The organism is Acaryochloris sp. 'Moss Beach', assembly GCF_021497025.1.
GTDB lineage: Bacteria > Cyanobacteriota > Cyanobacteriia > Thermosynechococcales > Thermosynechococcaceae > Acaryochloris > Acaryochloris marina_A.
In genome coordinates, this window is the sequence record NZ_CP071723.1 from 108800 (window position 1) to 128776 (window position 19977).

20 protein-coding genes are annotated in these 19977 nt (G+C 46.2%); 10 read left to right on the forward strand and 10 right to left on the reverse strand.

From position 1 onward, the window contains the following. Nucleotides 1-103: 103 nt before the first annotated feature. On the reverse strand, nt 104-3112 hold the full coding sequence (locus tag HRE53_RS32885) for an AAA family ATPase (protein WP_235112718.1): 3009 nt from the start codon (nt 3110-3112) through the stop codon (nt 104-106). Further along, nucleotides 3001-4035, reverse strand: a complete 1035-nt coding sequence (mobF, locus tag HRE53_RS32890; protein ID WP_235112724.1) for a MobF family relaxase — start codon at nt 4033-4035, stop codon at nt 3001-3003. Before mobF ends, HRE53_RS32885 begins: the two co-directional genes overlap by 112 nt. Before the next feature lie 101 nt (nt 4036-4136). Here mobF and HRE53_RS32895 point away from each other — a divergent pair, with 101 nt between their 5' ends. The 8 genes from HRE53_RS32895 (at nt 4137) to HRE53_RS32930 (ending at nt 11580) form a co-directional block, all read left to right on the forward strand. Continuing rightward, nucleotides 4137-6380: an SUMF1/EgtB/PvdO family nonheme iron enzyme gene (locus HRE53_RS32895; protein WP_235112731.1), complete on the forward strand. Its 2244-nt coding sequence runs from the start codon at nt 4137-4139 to the stop codon at nt 6378-6380. A 526-nt stretch (nt 6381-6906) separates the two neighbouring features. After that, on the forward strand, nt 6907-7962 hold the full coding sequence (locus tag HRE53_RS32900) for a ParM/StbA family protein (protein WP_235112732.1): 1056 nt from the start codon (nt 6907-6909) through the stop codon (nt 7960-7962). Then, the gene (locus tag HRE53_RS32905; protein WP_235112734.1) at nt 7955-8356 is read left to right on the forward strand and encodes a hypothetical protein; all 402 of its coding nucleotides are present in this window, start codon (nt 7955-7957) and stop codon (nt 8354-8356) included. The genes HRE53_RS32900 and HRE53_RS32905 overlap by 8 nt, the downstream gene beginning before the upstream one ends. A gap of 64 nt (nt 8357-8420) precedes the next feature. Further along, nucleotides 8421-9110, forward strand: a complete 690-nt coding sequence (locus HRE53_RS32910) for a hypothetical protein (RefSeq protein ID WP_235112736.1) — start codon at nt 8421-8423, stop codon at nt 9108-9110. 8 nt (nt 9111-9118) lie between these two features. Then, nucleotides 9119-9388: a hypothetical protein gene (locus HRE53_RS32915; RefSeq protein ID WP_212667297.1), complete on the forward strand. Its 270-nt coding sequence runs from the start codon at nt 9119-9121 to the stop codon at nt 9386-9388. A gap of 197 nt (nt 9389-9585) precedes the next feature. Then, complete coding sequence (locus HRE53_RS32920) at nt 9586-9948, forward strand: hypothetical protein (RefSeq protein ID WP_235112738.1); 363 nt, start codon at nt 9586-9588, stop codon at nt 9946-9948. A 123-nt stretch (nt 9949-10071) separates the two neighbouring features. Further along, the gene (locus HRE53_RS32925; protein ID WP_235112740.1) at nt 10072-10440 is read left to right on the forward strand and encodes a hypothetical protein; all 369 of its coding nucleotides are present in this window, start codon (nt 10072-10074) and stop codon (nt 10438-10440) included. A 510-nt stretch (nt 10441-10950) separates the two neighbouring features. Next, on the forward strand, nt 10951-11580 hold the full coding sequence (locus HRE53_RS32930; protein ID WP_235112743.1) for a hypothetical protein: 630 nt from the start codon (nt 10951-10953) through the stop codon (nt 11578-11580). A 566-nt stretch (nt 11581-12146) separates the two neighbouring features. On the opposite strand, the gene HRE53_RS32935 is transcribed toward HRE53_RS32930, so the two are convergent. The 6 genes from HRE53_RS32935 to HRE53_RS32960 all read right to left on the reverse strand — a co-directional run bounded on the left by HRE53_RS32935 (nt 12147) and on the right by HRE53_RS32960 (nt 16138). Continuing rightward, nucleotides 12147-12932 (reverse strand): DUF2272 domain-containing protein, encoded by a 786-nt coding sequence (locus HRE53_RS32935; RefSeq protein WP_235112876.1) that lies wholly within the window; start codon nt 12930-12932, stop codon nt 12147-12149. Between the two features lie 386 nt (nt 12933-13318). Then, complete coding sequence (locus tag HRE53_RS34760) at nt 13319-13453, reverse strand: hypothetical protein (RefSeq protein ID WP_255801689.1); 135 nt, start codon at nt 13451-13453, stop codon at nt 13319-13321. A 767-nt stretch (nt 13454-14220) separates the two neighbouring features. Then, nucleotides 14221-14511 carry a HigA family addiction module antitoxin gene (locus HRE53_RS32945; protein WP_235112745.1) on the reverse strand — a complete coding sequence of 97 codons (291 nt, stop codon included), beginning with the start codon at nt 14509-14511 and terminating at the stop codon, nt 14221-14223. Next, nucleotides 14511-14783 carry a type II toxin-antitoxin system RelE/ParE family toxin gene (locus HRE53_RS32950; protein WP_235112749.1) on the reverse strand — a complete coding sequence of 91 codons (273 nt, stop codon included), beginning with the start codon at nt 14781-14783 and terminating at the stop codon, nt 14511-14513. Before HRE53_RS32950 ends, HRE53_RS32945 begins: the two co-directional genes overlap by 1 nt. Nucleotides 14784-14893: 110 nt before the next feature. Next, a complete protein-coding gene (locus tag HRE53_RS32955; RefSeq protein WP_235112754.1) occupies nt 14894-15769 on the reverse strand; it encodes an ArdC-like ssDNA-binding domain-containing protein in 876 nt (291 codons plus the stop codon). A 66-nt stretch (nt 15770-15835) separates the two neighbouring features. Beyond that, nucleotides 15836-16138 (reverse strand): hypothetical protein, encoded by a 303-nt coding sequence (locus tag HRE53_RS32960; protein WP_235112755.1) that lies wholly within the window; start codon nt 16136-16138, stop codon nt 15836-15838. A 281-nt stretch (nt 16139-16419) separates the two neighbouring features. Between HRE53_RS32960 and HRE53_RS32965 the strand changes: the two genes are divergently transcribed. Next, nucleotides 16420-16635, forward strand: coding sequence for a hypothetical protein (locus tag HRE53_RS32965; protein ID WP_235112756.1), 216 nt, complete (start codon nt 16420-16422; stop codon nt 16633-16635). Nucleotides 16636-16659: 24 nt separating this feature from the next. Next, nucleotides 16660-17061, forward strand: a complete 402-nt coding sequence (locus HRE53_RS32970) for a hypothetical protein (protein WP_235112757.1) — start codon at nt 16660-16662, stop codon at nt 17059-17061. Nucleotides 17062-17520: 459 nt separating this feature from the next. On the opposite strand, the gene HRE53_RS32975 is transcribed toward HRE53_RS32970, so the two are convergent. Then, nucleotides 17521-18063 (reverse strand): GNAT family N-acetyltransferase, encoded by a 543-nt coding sequence (locus tag HRE53_RS32975; RefSeq protein WP_235112758.1) that lies wholly within the window; start codon nt 18061-18063, stop codon nt 17521-17523. Between the two features lie 113 nt (nt 18064-18176). Continuing rightward, nucleotides 18177-19844 carry an ISL3 family transposase gene (locus HRE53_RS32980; RefSeq protein WP_235108595.1) on the reverse strand — a complete coding sequence of 556 codons (1668 nt, stop codon included), beginning with the start codon at nt 19842-19844 and terminating at the stop codon, nt 18177-18179. Nucleotides 19845-19977: the final 133 nt, after the last annotated feature.

Genomic DNA, 19977 nt, shown 5'->3' on the forward strand with positions numbered 1-19977 from the left:
AGATTCTAGTAGTACACTAGAACTAATGCTTACGATTGCCTGCTCAGAAAAGAGACAGGCATTTTTCCTGGGCACATACTTACGAGATTGCTCACTTTAAATTCTAATACGACTGCCCCATATCAAAATTGATTTGCTCACTCTGCAATGGCGTGGGCTTCTCTTTGACAATCTGCAACTTGACCCGATTCTGCACCATCTCAGGCATCCGCTGATTGAAGTTGATCGGCTTATCCGAGTTCATCAAATCCTCATAGATCGGTGAGACTTTATGAATCGCCAGCAAATACAATCGCTTCTGCTCTGGAGTCGCAGCCCTCATATGATCTGACTCAGAGATAAACCGATGAGCATCATCCAGCTCTGCATATTTCTTGCAGTAGGCGTAAACCTCCAGGTCAACCCGCTCCTTGGGTATCTCCCCTAATCGTTTCTGCACCCTCTTAGAAATGTCATTGTACTGACCCCTGTAATGCCGTTTGATTTCAGCCTCTGGGGGAACAGCATTGGCAATCGCAACATTGTAAGCTCGTGGACCCGCCTTCACGATCAGGTCATCCAATCCCTTTCCTAGCTTTGGCTCCCACTCGGCCACCTTGCAGACCACCCCCGCAGCCTGCATAAACTCAAGGGTACGGACTAAATCACGTCTGACATTCACGATGCTCGATACCTTTGTGTCTTGGTCAAAGGCAAAAGTGATTTGTCTCCCTGACTTAGCCAATGCCTTGCCATAGTCCGTAAACTCTCTCTGGGGTAATCGATTATCGTATTCATCCTTGGCCCGATACAAAGCCGTGACACCGGGCAATCCCACCGTCAGATGTCCCTGACTTAGAGAGGCCCATGTCTTTTTCAATCCCTCCGTCAGCACAATCGGCAGATTATATTGATCCGCTACAGACCAGACTCCTTTAGCCCGTTCCTCTGGGGTGGGGTTAATGGCATTACGACGATAAATCTTCTCGGCAATCTCATCAGGGATATGAGGTAGAAAGACCTGCTGATCAACTCCCTTGGGGGTTTCATACTTGTTTTCCTTCCCGTCAAAGATTCGAGGTGTCTTGGGTTTTACCTGGCAGTAGAGAGAGGGTTGAGGATTACCCTCGACGATGGAAAGCAGATCAGTACCGCCATAGCCGATCCACCCTCCCCCTTCAGCAATGCGGCTATAAGCCCGTTCAGGATCGTCTACCCACTGACCATTAACCTTGTGAGTACCATTGAGCTTCACCTTCATCTCCTTGGTCACTTCTTGGCCTGCGCCATACTTGGATTTAGTAAACTCAGCTTCGAGAAGAGCTGCAAGCAGCACATTGTCGCGCACAGACGGTTTATTCGTACCCTTCACTGTTCTTAGATGACCTGGGGTTAACAAACTCGGATGAACCCCACTGCCCTTCATCTCCGTCCAGGTATCGGCATCAATCTGCCAGGGCTTCTCCACTCCCGTATAGTCAGGCTTCCATCCTTCCAGGGGATCGAACAAAGTTTCAATGGCATTCTCTTGAGCATTAGAAGTCCCCACCCATCCTTTCAGCTTCTCTAGGGATTCTGTAAACACAGAGAGATGCTTCGTCCGGTTTCTTGAAATACCCACATAGAAGGACTCCTTGGCAGAAGTGGGATTGAGACTGGCAATGTAGATGGTCTCTGAATTGGTCCCCCCTTGTGCCCGATAGGTCGTCGTTGCCCAATCATGGTCAATCTGTAGAGCCTTACTCAGATCAAGCAGATGCAGTTGGTCCTTATTGCCTCTAACCGTAGCGATGCCGTCTTTGATACTGATGCACTCTAAATAGGCATTGGTATAAATCCCAGCCTTCTTATTCGTTGAAGTAAACCTGAGTTTATCCCCTACGGCAATATGATTCTTCCTAGCGGTATAGACCTCCGTCCTTTTATGCTGAGCTGGATTAATCTTGAACTTCCTGCCCCCTGGTGACTCCACTCGCAAATGCTGACCTTCCACTGCCAAGACTTTATAGGGGACATGGGTTTGCAGTTGGGTATAGGTGCGGTGCTTGCGATGGAGTACGAGTAAATCACCTTTGTTGTAGTTCTCCGCTCGTTTCTTCTGCACCTTAGTGAGATTGCGATTCTTGAGCTGAGTAAATTCAGTGTTATGGGTTAGGCTTCCTTCTTCGATCAGTTGGCCCCTGAGTTGATCCGTGAAGTCTTCTCTCTCGGCATTGGTCCCGATCACCACCAAGGTTTTATCGCGTCGGCTTTGGGGCAATCCCATATAGTGATTGACTGCCCCAGAGAGTTTAGAGTCAGCATCTGCGACCTGATGAACAAAGCCATGCTTTTCTAGGACATTGAGGGCTTCAAGGCCATGTCCTTCAGCGATCATTTCAACAGCCGTTCTTTGGTCTTTGTTCTGCTGCCTGATGATTTCCCTAAGCTTATGGACCGTTGCCCCTCGATGCATCAGCATTCGGACGGGTGCGCCTGCGGCAATGGCTCCATTCTGCCCCGTATCTCCTACAGCCCAGACCCGTGCATTCACTTTGGCTGCTTTGTTCATCACCATTTCAAAGTCTTCAGAGCCGACCATGCCTGATTCATCTAGAATCCAGAGCTGATTGGGTTCAGTCGTCGGTTCACTGACGGCTAGTTGAGCGATGGTTGCTCCCTCTAGGTCAAAGGATTCAGCGATTGCATTCTTGGCATTGTGGGTGGCGGCAAAGACTTTGATCACGGTTTCAGGGGGTAGCTGCTCTCGGGCTATGCCCATGGCAGTGGTTTTGCCCGTGCCTGCGAGTCCTTTAAGGATTTGGTATTGATCTGGTGAGCTGAGTAGTCGCTGCATGGCTTCGGCCTGACCACTGTTGAGGATGGTATGGCTAAAGTCAGCATTGGGGTTGAGGGGTTGAACCCTGTCATTGCCCTGGAGCCAGTTATCAATAATGCGGATATCCCGATCCACTGCGGTTTGAGTGGTGTATCGTCCATCCCAGGCATCTAATAGATTGGGGTGGGTATCAATCTCTTGGTTCAGAGGTTTTTCGTCAAAACTGCGGAGATGGGAGAAGACGAACCGTTGAATGTCTTCACGACTGAAAGAGGATTGCCGTTCAGAGAGATGGCCGATAGCAGCATCAAGCAATTCTCTGGGGGGTTTCCTGATTCTGGGGGTGTGATCGGGTGATGGGCAGGGGTAAGGCCAGTGAAGCCCACTGCTGCCATTTCATTGCCCCATCGGTCCTGCTTCTGTTCTAGGGTTTGGCTTTTGTCCTTCGCCATCCGAGTCTCAAAGACGGCTCTCTGTCGATTCTGAGGGGTCTTGTCCCAGCCCTTCGCTTTTAAGTAGTCATCAATTTCAGTGGAGCGTTTAGAGAACAACTCTCTTTGATCTGTCGTTGTTCCTGCGAGTTCAAAGCCCTCTTGGGTTTCCTCTATCTCATATCCCAAAGCCTGAACTTTGAGGGCCAGCTTTTGATGATAGATATCTCCCAAGATGCCACTTTTACTCAGCAGCTCCTTGTATAACGCCCGGTGTTCTCCATCAGGACAGTGAGTGCCATTGAATAAGACCACATGGGTATGGACATGGGGATCGCCTGCTCGACTCTCATGGTGATTGACCAGGCAGGCAGCGATATTCCCTGTTTTAATGACTTTCCGATCACCATTTACCTGCACCCTCGAAGCAGCATAGCGTTCTTCCGCAATCGCCATCACCTCTTTGACTGCTTCGATGTGAGCTTGCCAGAGTTGCTTATCACCATCAGGAGCATGGATCTGCATACTTAGAGATTTACCAGGAACAGCGAATGTCAGATCAAAGCCTAAGCGTTCTTTGCCATCGCCTAAGACATCGCCTCGCATCCGCTGACCATTAGGGAGATTGCCATAGAACAACTCAGTGAATCGCTTTGCTGAATAGGGTTTATTCGGTGCCATGTTGCCAAACCATTCTGATTTGGTGATGGCCTGGATTTCTTCATCCTCGCTGTAGTAGCTCTCTTCTTCGGTGTAATATCTCTCGCCGTTTTCAATGCCTGAGTGGATGGTGACCATATCTAGCATTGTTCTACTCCTGGAATGAAGTTCTCAAGTAGAACATAGGCAGATTGCTATGGATCGGCCAAATCAACTAACTTTCTTGCAGGAGTGATTGAAATGTTTCCGTGACTGATAGCCCTGCGGTTATGCTGGTCGATGAAGGGAGTTACTATAGCTTGAAGTTGATGCTCTGCTGCCTGAACCCTGATTGCGAAAAGCCAATTAATCAAGATACCGATAAGTTTTGCCAGTCTTGCGGAACCGAGCTAACAGCAGTGCTCCGTCATCGATTCAAAATCATCAAGCCGCTGGGACGCGGAGGATTTGGTAAAACTTATTTAGCAGAAGACACAGACAAATTAAAAGAGAAATGTGTGGTCAAACAGCTTGTTTATCAAGCTCAAGGCTCCCATGCCAGTAAGTTGATTGTTGATTTGTTCATGCGGGAAGCAGAGCAATTACAGCAGTTATGGGAAAATCCCCAGATTCCGTCTCTGTTTGCTTATTTTGAAGAACGTGGCTACTTTTACCTCGTCCAACAGTATATAGAAGGCCAGGATCTTCTAAAAGAACTGAAAGCAGATGGTTGTTTCAATGACAAGAAGATCCAGTCATTGCTTCAAGATCTGCTGCCAGTATTTGAAGCCATTCATCAGCGCAAAGTCATCCATCGGGATATTAAGCCAGAGAACATCATGCGTAGAGGGAGTGATGGCAAGTTAATCCTGATTGATTTTGGCGTGTCCAAGCAGCTTTCTAAATCGATAGTGTCTATAGCTGGAACAATAGTGGGTTCATTAGGCTATGCAGCCCCAGAACAAATGGAATCAGGTATCGCTCACGCCAATAGTGATTTATATAGCTTGGGGGCAAGCTGTTTCCATTTAATGACGGGAATAAACCCTTGGAGTTTATGGAAAATGCAGGGGTATGGCTGGCTAAGTGAATGGCGCAAGCATTTACAGCAGCCCATTAGCGCAGAACTAGGTCAAGTTCTAGATAAACTACTCCAGATAGAACCCACCGATCGTTATCAAACTGCGAATGAAGTTCTAACAGATCTAGTGAAGAATCCAGAGCCCGCTCCTGCGGAAAATTTACGACAGTATGAAGCAGAGCTAAAAAAAATAGTACGATCCGTCTATCCCCTGGATGACTATGTGCGAGAGGGGCTTAAGCAATTACAGCAGTCCTTGGGATTGCTGGATGCAGATGTGGCTCGGATTGAGCAGCCTATTTTGAAACAAGCTGAGGTAGAACGACAAGAGAGAAAAAAACAACAAGCTGAAGCCAAACGTCAGGAACAGCTTAGGCAAAAAGCGGAAGCCAATCGGCAGGAACAACTCAGACAACAAGAGAAAGCACGTCAGCAAACCCCAATCTCACCAACATCTTCATCCCAGGCTTCAAGTCCAGCCCCTCAAAAAAAGAATCGCCGTCAATTCTTGACCTTAGTGGCCTTTGGCGGTGTGGGCTTAGGTAGTGTGCTGGCATGGGAAGCAATCAAGAATAGTTCAACCTCGTCTGATTCACCTGAAGCCTCCCCTCTCCTTTCATCTTCATCCAACTTAAACAGCTTTGAGTTTGAAGTCGTAAGTGTTGATGAAGTTGGAAGCATTACCAACCGTAAACAAGAGCAAGCTCAGTTTTTTGCAGAGGAGCTAGACAGCAGCACGACCTTAGAGATGGTGGAGATACCAGAAGGCACCTTCACAATGGGTTCACCTTCCAGTGAAGAGGAAAGGGATGATGATGAAGCCCCTCAGCATGAAGTGACCCTTTCCACATTTTATTTGGGCAAGTATCCAGTTACCCAAGCCCAATGGGAAGTGATCATGGGGTCTAACCCCTCTAATTTCAAAGGAGCTAATCTTCCTGTAGAGCAAGTATCTTGGGAAGATGCGGTGGGATTTTGCCAGAAGCTTTCCCAGGAAAGTGGCAAAGACTATCGACTACCCAGTGAAGCCGAGTGGGAATATGCCTGTCGAGTGGGAACGACCACACCGTTTTATTTTGGAGAAACCATTACTCCAAAGCTAGTCAATTATGATGGCAACTATACCTATGGATCTGTTTCAAAGGGAGAATTTAGAGAGCAGACAACTGATGTAGGCAGTTTTCCTCCCAATACCTTTGGTCTTTATGACATGCACGGGACTGTTTGGGAGTGGTGTCAAGATACTTGGCATGACAACTACACCGGAGCGCCCACAGATGGGACTGCCTGGATTAATAAAAATACGTCTAAAAGAGTTATTCGCGGTGGCTCCTGGCTCTGCAATCCGAGGTATTGTCGCTCGGCGAATCGCCTCAGGAACGATCCCGGTGACCGCAACCTCTACGTCGGTTTTCGGGTGGCCTTATTCTAGCTAGAGCTTTTGAGATAGAGAGAATCTAGGTGTCAGAATATCAAGTGGGAATCTTGTGGGCGCGTAAATAATATCCAAAAAATAATCGAAGTTCAAGTATCTTGGTAAGCCATGCTGATGAGTTGTCTGACCTAATCCTGTACTAGCGGAGATGAAATTTCAGGGTAAAAGATAAGGAAAATATTTCTGTAACACAATAGTTTCAGATACACTACAGCTCTGTAGTGTAAAAGTTTCAAACGTGTGACAAAAAAACTGCAAAAACCCCATTTACCCTCAAAGTTGGTCCAAACCCATGTAGTGGTGGTTAGGTGTATGCCCCTCACGTCTCCCCTCAGAAGTTCTCCAGCACATTCTTGACTCCCCTCCCTGTCTTGCTTTCAGCGGTTGTCTAGCAGCTCGGCTGTAAGTGACTGTATTCGACTGTAAATGACTGTAGAAAACCGTAAAAAAACCGGGTTTTTCGTTTGCACCTCAGGGGTCATTCTGCCTACGTTTCTTAGGTAGGTCACAGAGGACGAGAAAAATGGTTTACACATTGACCGTTGCCGCCGACATGGGCTCAAGTTTGGGCAAAGGTTGCTACACGATTGATAAAGGACCACCGAATGATGCCGAGGGATTCGTGGGTGGATTCCAGCGGAACACTCCTCGCAAAGGCTGGGTGACTCAAGCCAATGCCGTAGACGAGGAAAAGCACCGGGACTTAGCCCCCGATAGCTGCACCATTGAAATTAGGGATCGAGCCTGGACCGTGGGTGAATCAGCCCGGTATGCCCTGCATGAAACCCGAGTCAGAGCCGCAAAATCTAACACGGCATCTATCCGAGTTCTGGGAATGCTAGGCAAGATTATTGAGCAGGAAAAATTTACCGAGGGCAGTTTGGACCTGCGGGTATTGCTGCCAGTCGGTGAGAGGAAAACATTTCAGCAGCTAGAAGACAATCTGACAAAAGCCATGTACGAGGTCAGGCTGAATGGCGTTAAACCCAGTCTGCGAATTAATCGAGTGCGGGTCTACCCAGAGGGGTCTGGTGTTGCTCAAAATGTCATCGTCCCTGATGCCCTAGTGCTGATGTTTGGTCATAAAGACATCTCCATCGTGCCTGTCAGAAATCGAGTCATTCAATCGAGTGCCTGTCAGACGATTACGGGCATGGGCATGATTGCTTTGATTAATGAGTTTCCTTGCTACATCAACGATGAATTACTCTTAGCTGAATTTCTGCATATGGAAGCAGTAGGCAAAGGAGGACTCAAGCGGCTCGTGGGTGAGGACAGCTTAGAGAAAGCCCGAATCAACTTTAAGCAAGCCAAAGCACGGACCTGGCGGCGAATCTTACAGCAACTGATGCTAGAACCCAAGGTCAATACCGTGTCCAAAATCTATGTGACGGGTGGCTCGATGCGGGTCTGGCTCCCTGAACTGAAAGCAACCTTTGGGGGTCGGCTTGCCTTCTTTGCTGATTCTCTGAAGTCGATGATTTCCGCTTATCCCGACATGCAGGAACCCAAGAACAAGGAGATTAAGCCCCGGTTCACCGATTCGTTTCTGCTGATGGAGGGTGCAACTCATGGGTAGAAGGACGATGAAGATTCAGCTCCAATACCCAGACCAATCCCTCAATGGCCGGAGATTAGAAGCTCTGAGAGGCTATTTTGGCGACAACTTGGAGCGAGTGATGATTCAAGCCATGTGGTCAGTAGTGGGGCCACTTGGATCAAGTTTGGCTGAGTTGCCAGAGAAAGAGATTCAAGGCCATATCAATGGCGGCAAGCTTCACATCAAGGGGTTTCATCAAGAAGCCTTGGACCTGATCGGGGGTGGGGAGGTTACCTCTGAGGTGACCCCGGAAGTGACCCCAGAGGTAACCAAAAAAGTGACCCCAGAACAATCACCGTCTGCTGCCCAGGAACCAGTTTATTTAGCATCTACCCCAGAGCAAAGTGGCGATCCACTGAATAATTTATTCTGATTTGCTGCTGATGGTGCAATCTGCCTATGTTCCCATTAACGCTATTTAAATCAAGGACAACGACATGCATACCATTGATGACATTCTCGAAATCCTGAAGACCTCCAAGGAAAAACTAGAGCCGATGTTAGAGGCTTGCAGCTGGACTGGTACAACCGAATTCACGGATGATCAAGCCGAAACCTTATTAGCGATGAAAGTTAGCCACGAAGAAAAAGGACGGGACTATCTTGAAGGCTATATGCGGAATATTGCCCATAACGTTGGCATCACAGGCACCCAGTTTGATGAGATTCACCAGTGCATTACTGAGGCTGAGGGGAGTTTGATTGACTACCGGGATCGGTTTGAGGAGATTTGCCAACAGGTCAATGATTGTGTCTCTCCCGCTGAGGCGATCATCCCTCCTCAGCCCGTCGTCGAGGATACACCCCCAGTCGTTGAGGCTGGATCAGATCCTGAGTCGATCCAGATGGAGAGGTTCATTGATGAGCAGGCCAACGCTGCGATAGTTGTCACCATCTCTCAAATTAAAGGGTTTGCAGACCTGGCCTATGAAGAACAGGAACGGCTGAAGAATCTGTTTATGACTAAGTATCGCCAGGGCTTAGCCAAGGAACTTCTTTCAGAGGAATTTAAGGCTGAATTTACACAACGGATGACCGCTAGCTTGGAGGGCAAGGGAGCAGAAAAAAAGCCAACAGAACTCACTGGAGTACAGAACCCTACGCCATTGTTGTCCAGCAGCAACTAACGGCCCGGATGGATGGCCTGCTTGCGGAAAACGAGAAGGCCATCAAACAGCGCATTGTTGATTTAAAGCTCAAAGACAAGGAAATCAGTCAGCTTGAAAAGCTCCAGCGAATTAAGCGGACTGAGAGGGAAATTAAACGAGAAGGGACATGGTTCAAAATTGCGTTAATTGGCATTGGCCTAGTGATCGGCATACCTGCTGGGGGCTTACTCTATCACCTGAGCGTTGGGCAGAATGCGGCTGTGACTTCGCCCATTGAGCAGGTTTCGGGGAAGTGATCGAGGGGGTGGTGTCGGGGATGCGAGATATGCAGATATGCGGATATGCGATCGCAAATCCTGATACCAACTCCCTGATATCACACCTATTAATTCACCTAGTCTTTCAATTTTTCAGATTCTTGACGGATTCTGTGTTAACTAGCTAATTATTCATTAGTCATCCATTAGCCCATGAATATTTTGGAGATATATCAATGACTACTCTAAGAGCAGAAATCGCAAATATCGCCACTCAAAATCAACCAGATAGAGTGGCTTTAGAAATCCTGGCCTTGTTTGAAGACAAAGGCTTTTCTCTGATCGGGAACGGTTGGCTAGACGATGATGAGCACGTTATTGATCAAATTAACGAGATTTTAGAACAGAAGAATCATCCCAAATTTGCAGATATTCCTGTAGGTATTTGTTTTATCCATGAAGGGTTCAATAAAAAAGTGAGCGATACCGAAGCTCGAAAAATTGACTTTCAAAATCCTGAGACCTTTGTAGATGAGAGGCCAACTCCAATCGACCCAGATATAAGGGTCTATCTCGCTCGTGGGTTAAATGAGTCCTAAGCACTGGAGTCTTAGGGATGCATCTGCGATCGCAATTGCAATACGCCAGAAAGTTAAGCCCCAGTCTTTCAATCTTTCAGTTTCTCGACGGATTCTGTATTACTTAGCTATTGAGGCACAATCATGACAGTAAATCTGGATCGACTCTTCGGCTCTCTCAATCTCGCCAACACCATTATCAATGGTGATTTCTCTGGGTTTGATCTGATTTTCTACACCGATACGCCTAGCAAAGACAGCACCGATGCTCTCAATGAATCCCATTTCTGCGACCAATCCAGGGGTATGAGGTTTCTCATTCAGGAATGGCCTAAGAAAACAAGGGTTGTCCTATACGAAAACTCCGAAACCCTAGCAGAGGTGGAGTATAACAGCGACAACCCAATGCTGGAAATGCTGCTTAGGAAGCTCTGCAATCCTTCCTATGAAATACCTGTGACTGATTTTGAAGCTCTAAAGTCTCAGATTCTCCAGGGGATTTATGTTAATTAGGGAAGGGTTGAGGTTCGGGGATGGGGAGTGTTGTGATGGCTGAATGTCGCTCGGAGAGCATCGCAACTCGATACCAATCCTTTCACTTTGCACCTAATAAATAACCCATATTTTTAGAATCCATGCGGAATCTATATTACCTTTCCTTCTTCTTTCTTTTTCCTGTGACGTTCTCGTTGGGCTTGGTTTAGTCTCTCTATTGGCCTTTTTCTAAGTCTGTTGCGGGGTTTGCCCATCTTCTCTTTTTGGTCTTTCTACTGTGCCGCCTGGGGTATGGTTGATTTTGCATTGTTGACAGCGATAGGTCGTTAAGCCATTGGCGCGATGATGATGGACAACGGTATGGCCTCTGCATCGATAATACGGGGGTTATTTGGGTTTTGCCTGCATAAATTTAGGAAGAGAACCTGATGAATTATATAGAAGTGAAGGTTTGTGGAAGTGGGCAATTGATCAATGCTTTCCCGGCTGATACTCATCCATTATTTCAGTCGCAAAAGGAAATGAATAATGCAGCTTAAATATTCATCTCCAATCATTAAATATTTATTGAAGACCTGCTTGATAGCACTTTTCTCTGGATTTAATCACTGGAGTTCAAATGTAGCTATCGCGCAATCTTTTTTGCCCATTAGAATTCCAGCAATACCTTCATCAATAGAAATACGAGGTATAGTCAACCAATTTGGCTTAGAAGATCAAAATTCAGGTCTTATTAAGCAATTTATTCAGTTCAGTAAGAATGATAGTGAAAGAATTCCAATCTTACCTAATGAGATAGATATAACTCAAAGGTCTGTTATTTGGCTTAGTTGTAAGCCAGGTGGACCAAAAGCAAATAATACTCTTTCTATTCACCGTCCAACAATGGTCCAGCCAAGCGAAATCTTATTGGCTGAATCAGCTATTTGGCGTGATATGCGTTTAACCTCTACTAGCAAACACTCATACTTCATGAGAATTCATCAGAGACGACCCAAGCGTCTGCAAAACTATGAAGTTCAATCAGCCCGTCCAAAAGTGATGCAAGCTACTGGTTGGATTCAGACTAAGGACAACAAGATACTGCTGACAGATGGAAAGCCTGTAAAACAATTTTCAAGTAGCCGATTAAGTCCTGATTCTTGTCACAGTAGGTAAAAGTCGGTTTAGATGAAGATGTTTATGTAGCGCTGTTCCAATAGCACCCAGGCAAGGGGAAACCGCTTGGCTGAGAATGAGGGGGGTCTAGGCTAGGAATGGCTTGAGATCGCAACCCTGAAACCATCCCGAAAGCCGCACCCAACCCGCAAAATTTCGATAATGCAGCATCCCTAAGTAAAGGCAGGGAGTGGAGCAAAAGCATGGTTTTGTGAGAGCGACCTTGCCGATCTGAGGTGCGCTAAACTTGCGGGGCTAACGGCCAATCCGAGAAAAATTACTGTGCAGCTTAGTAGGAGGTTGGTGAGCTTGTTCATTGGCATCTTACTAGTTCTTTTTGTGCAAGCTTCATTAGAAGCAGAGGCTTTAAATTACTCTTGACCAAACTGTTTTATCCTCAGTACCTTCTGAATTATCTGGTATGCAATCCTCTTCAATATTCGACTGAATCATAAAAGTGTGTAAACTTGCCTGTTACTGAAGCCTTTATTGCGTAGATCAAGATTATGTATATCTGTGACCTATTTACCTATGCAAGAATCAGATCTTCGTCATTTTAGCTTTTACTATGAGTCAGCAATATTTTTTAATAATGCAAAGGTATGTCTTGTTTCTGCAGCGAAATCGCCAAAAGTGAGATCATACTCTGCTATTTTCACAGAATGTCCTACATTTCCACCAATCGCAACGATCCTGTTATTCGTGGAATCTATATGCATAATGACATCAGTATGACTACGATAACTATCTTGTGATGTTGCGACATCAAAATCGACAGCAGGTGCATGGAGCGGGTTGTCGCGGCAAATAATATCACCGAGTTCAGGCTGCACTTCGTCCAATCGATACCCCCAGAACGGAGCAGATCTGTCATTGGTAATCCGTGCATTTATGGAGTGATGAATAAACTTTGAGTGGGCTGCAGCGAATTTAAATTGGCTGTACGCTGGGCCTGCGTTTTTCACCATGAAAGAAATAGCGGCTGCTGACCAAGGCGTATCGCGATCAGTACCATCAAGATTGAGACCTAAGGCTTGCCACATTTCACCTACATACAGGTAGTATGGATCATGGTGCTCTTTACCAGCTCCTCGAGCGAATCTCATCCACTCACGGTGAACGGACGCGACTAGCTTTTCTCGATTTTCCGAAATAGGTGCGCGTAAGTATCTGGCAGAAACAAAGCCTTCTCTATCTGAGCCATCTATCTCGGCTACACACGCTACCCAGCCCTCAACATCTGCCTCCCTAACATTCTTGAGCTTCTGACACAGGTATACAGTACCAATTCGGGTCTCTGCAGCAACGCGCGGCTCACTTCGGAAATTCAATGCAGTTATATCGACAAACATTACAGTCACAGATGTCCTCCGATTCCTACCGAATCAATAAAGAATTTATACCTGCTTGATCTTATATATGGCAAGGAATCCGTCAGAAGTGGTTAGCCAAATCCCTTGAAAACAGCGATTAGTACCCCCAGTTTTCCTCGTCTTTATTGTTAAGCAGCCTGGAATAATTCTTGGAGTTCATTGACTCCTTTGATGAATTTCAGTCTTCGATCAGATAGTGACACGAATTCTGCCATTCGACTGCGAGGTCTCAAAAAGTTACTCACTTCGTCCACCGCTTAACAGAATCGATGAGCAGCATTAAACTCACCAAATCCTAGGGTTGGGTGATACCTGTGTTTGACAGGTCCCTAGTGGTCATAAGTCGGTGTAAAGATCAGCCTATCTCAAGCAGCTTCTTCAAACGGTTCAAGCTTCCAGTCGGGAAGAGTTCTGGTCTTTCTCCATACCTCAAGCTCTCCATTTCGACTCAGAGCTTCCAAAGAAGCTAAGGCAGCCACCCCTTGAGCGGTCCACTTCATACCTGGCCCAATTGAAGGGTTGCTGACACCAGGTGCAATCAAGCACTTTTAGGGGCCTGAAACGACGCAAATACGTTCGATCAAAAACCAAGTTATTACTAAAAGTTAAAGAACATCGAGAAACATAAATCCCTGAAATCTATTCTCTGTTTAGTTTCTAGCCTTCGTTATACCTGGTGTCAGCAACTCTTCAATTGGGCCTGATAGTGTAATTCTATAAATCTCAGATTTTACAAGGAATTTATGTTACCTAGGTAATTCAGATTAATTCTCGATGCTTAATATTAGTATTGGATAGTCAATGATCAGCCTTCATCCCTAGTAAGGTAATATCAAAGATCCTGCGTTGGTATCTATAATTTCTAGATAAAAAGTAATATTCAATAGCCATGAATACCCAAAAAACTGAAAAGTTTGTATTGATTCTCATAGCATGCTGAGCTATTCAGTTAGCTCTCAATAATCCTCTAGTTGAAATGATAAAAGGAAGGATATATACTCCTAACTATTTTGGAGTGATTGGCACAATTTCACAAATAAATGATCTAGTAAGGGTTTCTGTGACTTACTCTGTTCAGCTTGGAATCGCAGTGTGGCTATTTACCAGGGCTAGACAGGATCAGGCATCACATTGGGTATGGGGGATTCTTAGGACTGACTTTCAGTATTAAAGCTGTAATTCTATATTTTCTGGTACAGCTTCGTCAGGAACAGAGATTAAAAAATGAAAATCAGGGAGCAGAAAAATTACAACTGGGGTAACGAATTTAAACCTTATCCGCCAACCGCTTCAACTCAGCATGATCATTTTCTTGCTGTGCATTCCAAATATCATGATCGGCCTGCATTCGCATCCAGGTTAGCGGCTCCAGGCCCAAAACCCTAGACAGCCTCACGGCCATATCAGAACTCAGGGAAATTTTGCCATTGACCAGCCTTGAAAAATTACCGGGGCTGACCTCTAAAGCATTTGCAACATCAGTCAGGGTCCATTCGTTGGGTTCAATAAACAATCCCTGAATGACCTCGCCGGGGTGGGGTGGGTTATGCATCAACATCAGTGGTAGTCCTCGTAATCAAGCACAATAACGTCGCCATCAGTGAATTCAAAGGTGAGTCTCCAGTTGCCACTAACGCGAATCGACCATCGAGAGCTTGGCTTTAACTTATGGAGATAGAACCCAGGAATATCAAGCTCTAGCACATTCGAGATGCTGTTTAAGACTTGAAGCTGCAATCTCAATCGTGTCTGGTGTTTGGCTTGGATGCCCGCAGTTGAGCCAGTCTCGAAAAAACGCTTAAGTCCTTTGTGGCGAAAGCTTTTAATCATGTCACTATCATAATATGTATATTGTACAATGTGCAATAATTTACCTGAATTAAAACTTTCAAGTTTCGATAGAAACCTGGGGCGATATTTGACGCCCCAGGTATGCTGTCTCAGGCCGAAATCAAGTCTTTCTCTGTTTTTTCAGAGGGTATTTTTTCAATTCCCTCAATAATCGCCTTAACGGTTTTTGCGATCACACTCATTGACGCTTTGAATTGCTCAAGTGCCTGATCGCTTTCTCGGTTCCAACAAGTGATGTAGGCAAAAGAACGCTTCTGATCCTCAGCAACTCCAAAATATTGAGTCACACAGTAAGCAACCGATTCGGCCTCTAATTCCTTTTGGGAAGTCAGAGAATGCCCCTTGTACTCATCAGCGTTGTGCATGAGGGCATGGCCTAGCTCATGGGCGAGAATGCTAGCTCTTAATTCCACACTGAGCAAAGGGTCAACCCGAATCTCTATCCCTGTTGGTTTGTAGATACAGACCCCGTAAGCCCCAGGATAGGCTTGCTCAAGCACCGTAAACCCTTGAGCTTCCCCTAAGGCTTTGAGGTTCCGGTATAGCTCGGCCTCAGTGGTCTGAGCCTTGATGTCTGTTTCCTGTAATTCTTCGCCATCGGTTTGGCTAACATCAAAAACGCTTGCAGTCTTAAAGCCAAAGATTTGCCAAGCTTTATCCCCTGTCTTTTTATCTTCGATTTTCTTCTTGCAAGGGGCGAGGATTACGATCCCTTTCTCCCCTTTGCGAACTTGTCTCCCGTGCTTCTGCCAAGCTTTGTAGCCTGCCACATGGCTAGCGTCTGGGCATTGGCCGTAAATCAGCATCGTGTTTTTTGCGGAATAATTATAGAACTTGGAATGAAAGTCTAGATATTTTCTCCAGTCGGCCTCAGTCGAGATATTCAGGATGCCTTGCTCTAGCTTCTCCAGAGTGGCTTGTTGTTTGGCTTGGGCCTTTTCACGTTTGGCTTGAGTGGTCATCATATTCATTCCCTGTGTAGCGAGTGGGTGTAAGCGAAGCGGGAGGGGCAAAGATGCCCCAGGAGGTTTTTAGAATTCTTCGTTCTCGGCTTCAATCTGGCGAGTGGTGGGGATGGTGCGCCAAGCTGCTAGCCAGTAGTCATCACCATAGAAAGTCTTGACCCAATCCTCTAGGCGAGGCTGAAGAAGACCAGGCTTGCAGATGACAGGTGCATAGACTTCAAATAAGTCGCCACCTTCACGGACACCGGGGTATTGCTCAATCTGCATCTCGACTGCAATCACTTCAGGATGAAGAGGATCTGTGACTTGAGAGTCAACAAGCTTCAGAAGTTCAGTGACGGTTGTAGGAGTTTTGAGTACAGTAGTCATAGTTAATGCCTCTAAGAGTGGTTTTAACTCGGGCATCGCTTTTAGATTGATCGTCGGAAGCGGTGCCTTTGTTTGTATGTAAGTATTATAGCACTTATATGCTTGTTAACAAGCATATAAAGAGACTATTTACATTGATTTACACATTCTATTTTATGGATCAATAGTGTCAGTAAAACACTCTAGGCAAAAAACAAAATTAGAATAAGAAATAAGCACAAATATGCATGTTATCAAGCATATTTGTGCTAGGTTAGATGCGCTGATCAAGGGACTAAAAAATGTCACCACGGAATCTTAACCCCAAAACTGATCACCTGAAACCCCTTCCCAGAGCTGATAATACCCAAGAAGAGTTGACAAAGCCTGTCGGTCTTCGTCTGGAAAAATCCGTGTATGAAGCACTCGTTGGTAAGTATCCAGGCAAAGGGGAGCTTACGGCTTGGCTGAGAAAAAAGGCGAGGATCTGCGCTGAGGATGAGGGGTTGCTTCAGTAGTCTTAAAGATTCAAAGAATCAGCAATGATAAGCATTATTATATGGCTATTAATTAACCTAACTGGTGGTATGGCATTAGGTTATAACTTTGCACCTTTATGGTTTGGGCTGTCAGAGTTAATAGGAATTGCTGCATTGGTTGGGTGCGTTTCTTTACCTTATCCAACTCATATAGTTTGGCTGAAAAAGTTAAGAGTTGGTTTGTTCATTTTCGGTGGTCTTCTGACAGTGCTTTCGATACTGACAGCGGCTTCGACTGGTTTCAACCATTTTATTGGATGGTTTATGGTTTTATTTTTTTGGATGACTTTAAACCTTGCTGCACAAAACTTGGAAGGGACTCTAAATTATGTTGTCCGAGGTTTTCTACTGTATGCCTCCGCTGGTTTAGGGCTGGGCTTAGGTTATCTGGGAAGTACATACTAAAAGATTGAAAGCGATCTCAACCCTGATACCATTCCCAAAAATTGCACCCATCCCGCAAAACTTCAATAATGCAGCATCCCCAAGTAAAGGCAGGGAGCGGAGTAAAGCCACGGCTTTGGGATGGCGACATTGCCGATCTGAGGTTCGCTAAGCTCTTGCTCGTTTCGGGGGTGCCCACTTTCGCATCATCACAGACTAATCTTCGACACAACACCAGCCCCCGGAACATGCCCAGTGGCTAGCGTTTCCTCTGTATTTAGGTAATTTTGCGATCGCAATTCTGATACCAAATTATTGTTTTGCACTAAAAGACTTATGCCGAATCATCTTTCCACTCACATTCTCCACATTCCCAGTGAACCCGGATCGGCGTAGTCTCCCTGATTGGTATCTCACAATTAGGACAGCGACCAGTGAAAATCGGGTGCCAGTCCAACAGCTCTAGCTTTTCCTCAATCGTCAGGCGATCTGGGATCGGAGCGATGCGATCTCCGTTGTAAAAAGCTTCGTTTGTTTCCATCGCTCGTTTATTGGTCTTTCTCTTAGCATTTGCACCGATAGCCCAGCGTTCCCATTCTCAAACTGTTCGGAGACTTCCCGCCATCCCAACTCCCGGTAGAATTTTGCAGAGCTAACCCTAGCGTTTGACCAAATCGGTCTTACCTGATCGGACGCTCGCAAATCCTTAAACAAGTATCGGATCATTCCTGTGCCAATCCCCTGATTTCTCCAGCCTGGAGCCGTCGCCATTGCCCTGAGTCGCCATGCAGCTTCCCCGTGCCAGGTTGAGGGAATGAGGGTGACGCAGCAGATAGCTTCACTCTGTTTATTGAATGCTCCATAATGCCGGGTTTTCTGATCTTGGTCTTCTGCAAAGATGACTTCAGCGATAGGCAAAGCTGGCCGTAAAACTTGGTGGCGAAGTTGGAGGATACGATCTGCGGTCGTTGGGGTGAAGGTGATCATGGTGGGTGGGATTTGCGATCTCAATTCAGGTATCATGTCGCAAAAATCATTCAGCGCCTAGCTCTTGTCGAATGTCAACTACTTTCGGTTCTTCCCAGCTTTTGGTGATTCGGTTTAAACCCTTACTCAGAAAGAGATTTGCTTCTTTCTCATGAAGCCATAATTAGTCGCTTGGCGAGTAGTGTTAATCCTGCCCTGCCAAACATCTGACGCTTAAGCATTTTTAGTTTGTTGTTGAGTCCCTCCACCGGACCATTACTGACCTCCATCATCATGCTGGCTTTGACTGCAGCATAGTCATCCATGAGACCCGCAGCAAACTTTTTCAACGGTTGAATTGGACAGGTCAATGCCTTCATCAACCAACAATCAAAAGCATCGGCCTGTCGTTGTCTGAGCAACTCAAGGAACGTATGAGCTAAATCAACAAGGGTTGCTAAGTCCGGGTGTTGTTTGACCAGGTATTCCAACAACTCTTTATTTTCGGGTTCTCGATTCTCTTCTTTGAGCACAATTAGATAGGCTGCTTGACGAGGTGTAAAAGGAGGAGCTTGAGGATCAATGACAGTGGGTAAGGACTTTGTCACTGGAGCACGATATGAAGGAAGGCTCTGAGCTTCGCGGAACCCACGAAGGTAACGCTGGAGAGTGCGTTGGGAGCCTTCATAGCCATTCTGTCGGAGCAATACCATCAAGACTTTGGAGTTCGTTATTCCAGAATTCCACCAAGCCACAACCTCCTGTTTGTAGGGGTCGAGTAGGCTCCTACCCAAGGTCGGACGTCGGTTATAAGTTTCTGGAAAATCAGGTCGGGTACCATATTTGCGAACAGTACATTCACTCACTCCGACTTTGTCTGCAATAGCTGCAGTCGACCATTGTTGTTCGCGGAGAGCTTTAATTTCTTGCTGCTGTTGTACCCGAATTTGATGGTTTGCCTGTGCCCGTTCTTGAAAGGTTGCAGTGGCAGTCGATTGAGGAATTACAACAACCGTTGCAGTATGCCCTAGATTTGAGCTAGTGACTGGGTATTGCTCCCGTGAAGCGGCTTTAAGCTCAGCATGGTAGTTTTCCAATGAAAGCTCAAGCGCTTCACTCAAATTTTTGACTAGATGAAAGCGATCTGCAACTTGTCTGGCGTCTGGCGCAGCCTTATCCATGGCACTTTTGTAGGTCTTGGAACGGTCACGGGATAATACTTCTATACCTGGATGCTCTCGTAGCCAATCGACCAATGTGTCTGCTTTGCGATCTGCTAGCAGGGCAATAGGTTGATGAGTCTCTAAGTTGACTAAAATTGTGCCGTAATTATGGCCTTTTCGGAACGCAAAGTCGTCTACCCCTAACACTTTTGGAACCTCGAACTCAGGGAGGGGAAGGCGCTCTAAGTGGTTGAGTAGTGTACTGCCACAGCTAAAATAGCCCAGACACTTGCCTAGACGAGAACCAGCAGCACCGCCTAAGGCTAACCCAATCTCCTGGAGATGCTGAACCTGGCGTACGGTTTTCCTGGCCCAAGGTGCCGCCACCTCTGGAATGCGTTCGGTAAAAATACGACGGCGACACTCTGAATTCGGACAAAAGAATTTGCAGACTAGCACGAGCAAGCTTAAGCTGAAGTGCAAGCAGGGTAAGTCGGCAAGGGTTCGTTGATATCGACTGTGCACTCGATGAGCCACGCTACCGCACAAGGGGCATGGAGCCACCGTTTGGGTGGACATAACACTCAATTCCAAATGCTGGTGTTCTACATCCATTTCATAGTCGTTCAATTGGAGCCCGTTGGGGCTAGGTAATAAAGCTTGGAGTAATTCCATGGCCAGAATATTGCAAAGACTCTAGCTTCAATGGTTTCACAGATTTTTCATCGCATCACCAAAAGCTGGGAAGAGCCTTACTTGGCCGAACAATGCAAAGAGGAATTCAAGGATGCATTGCTAGAGTATCCAT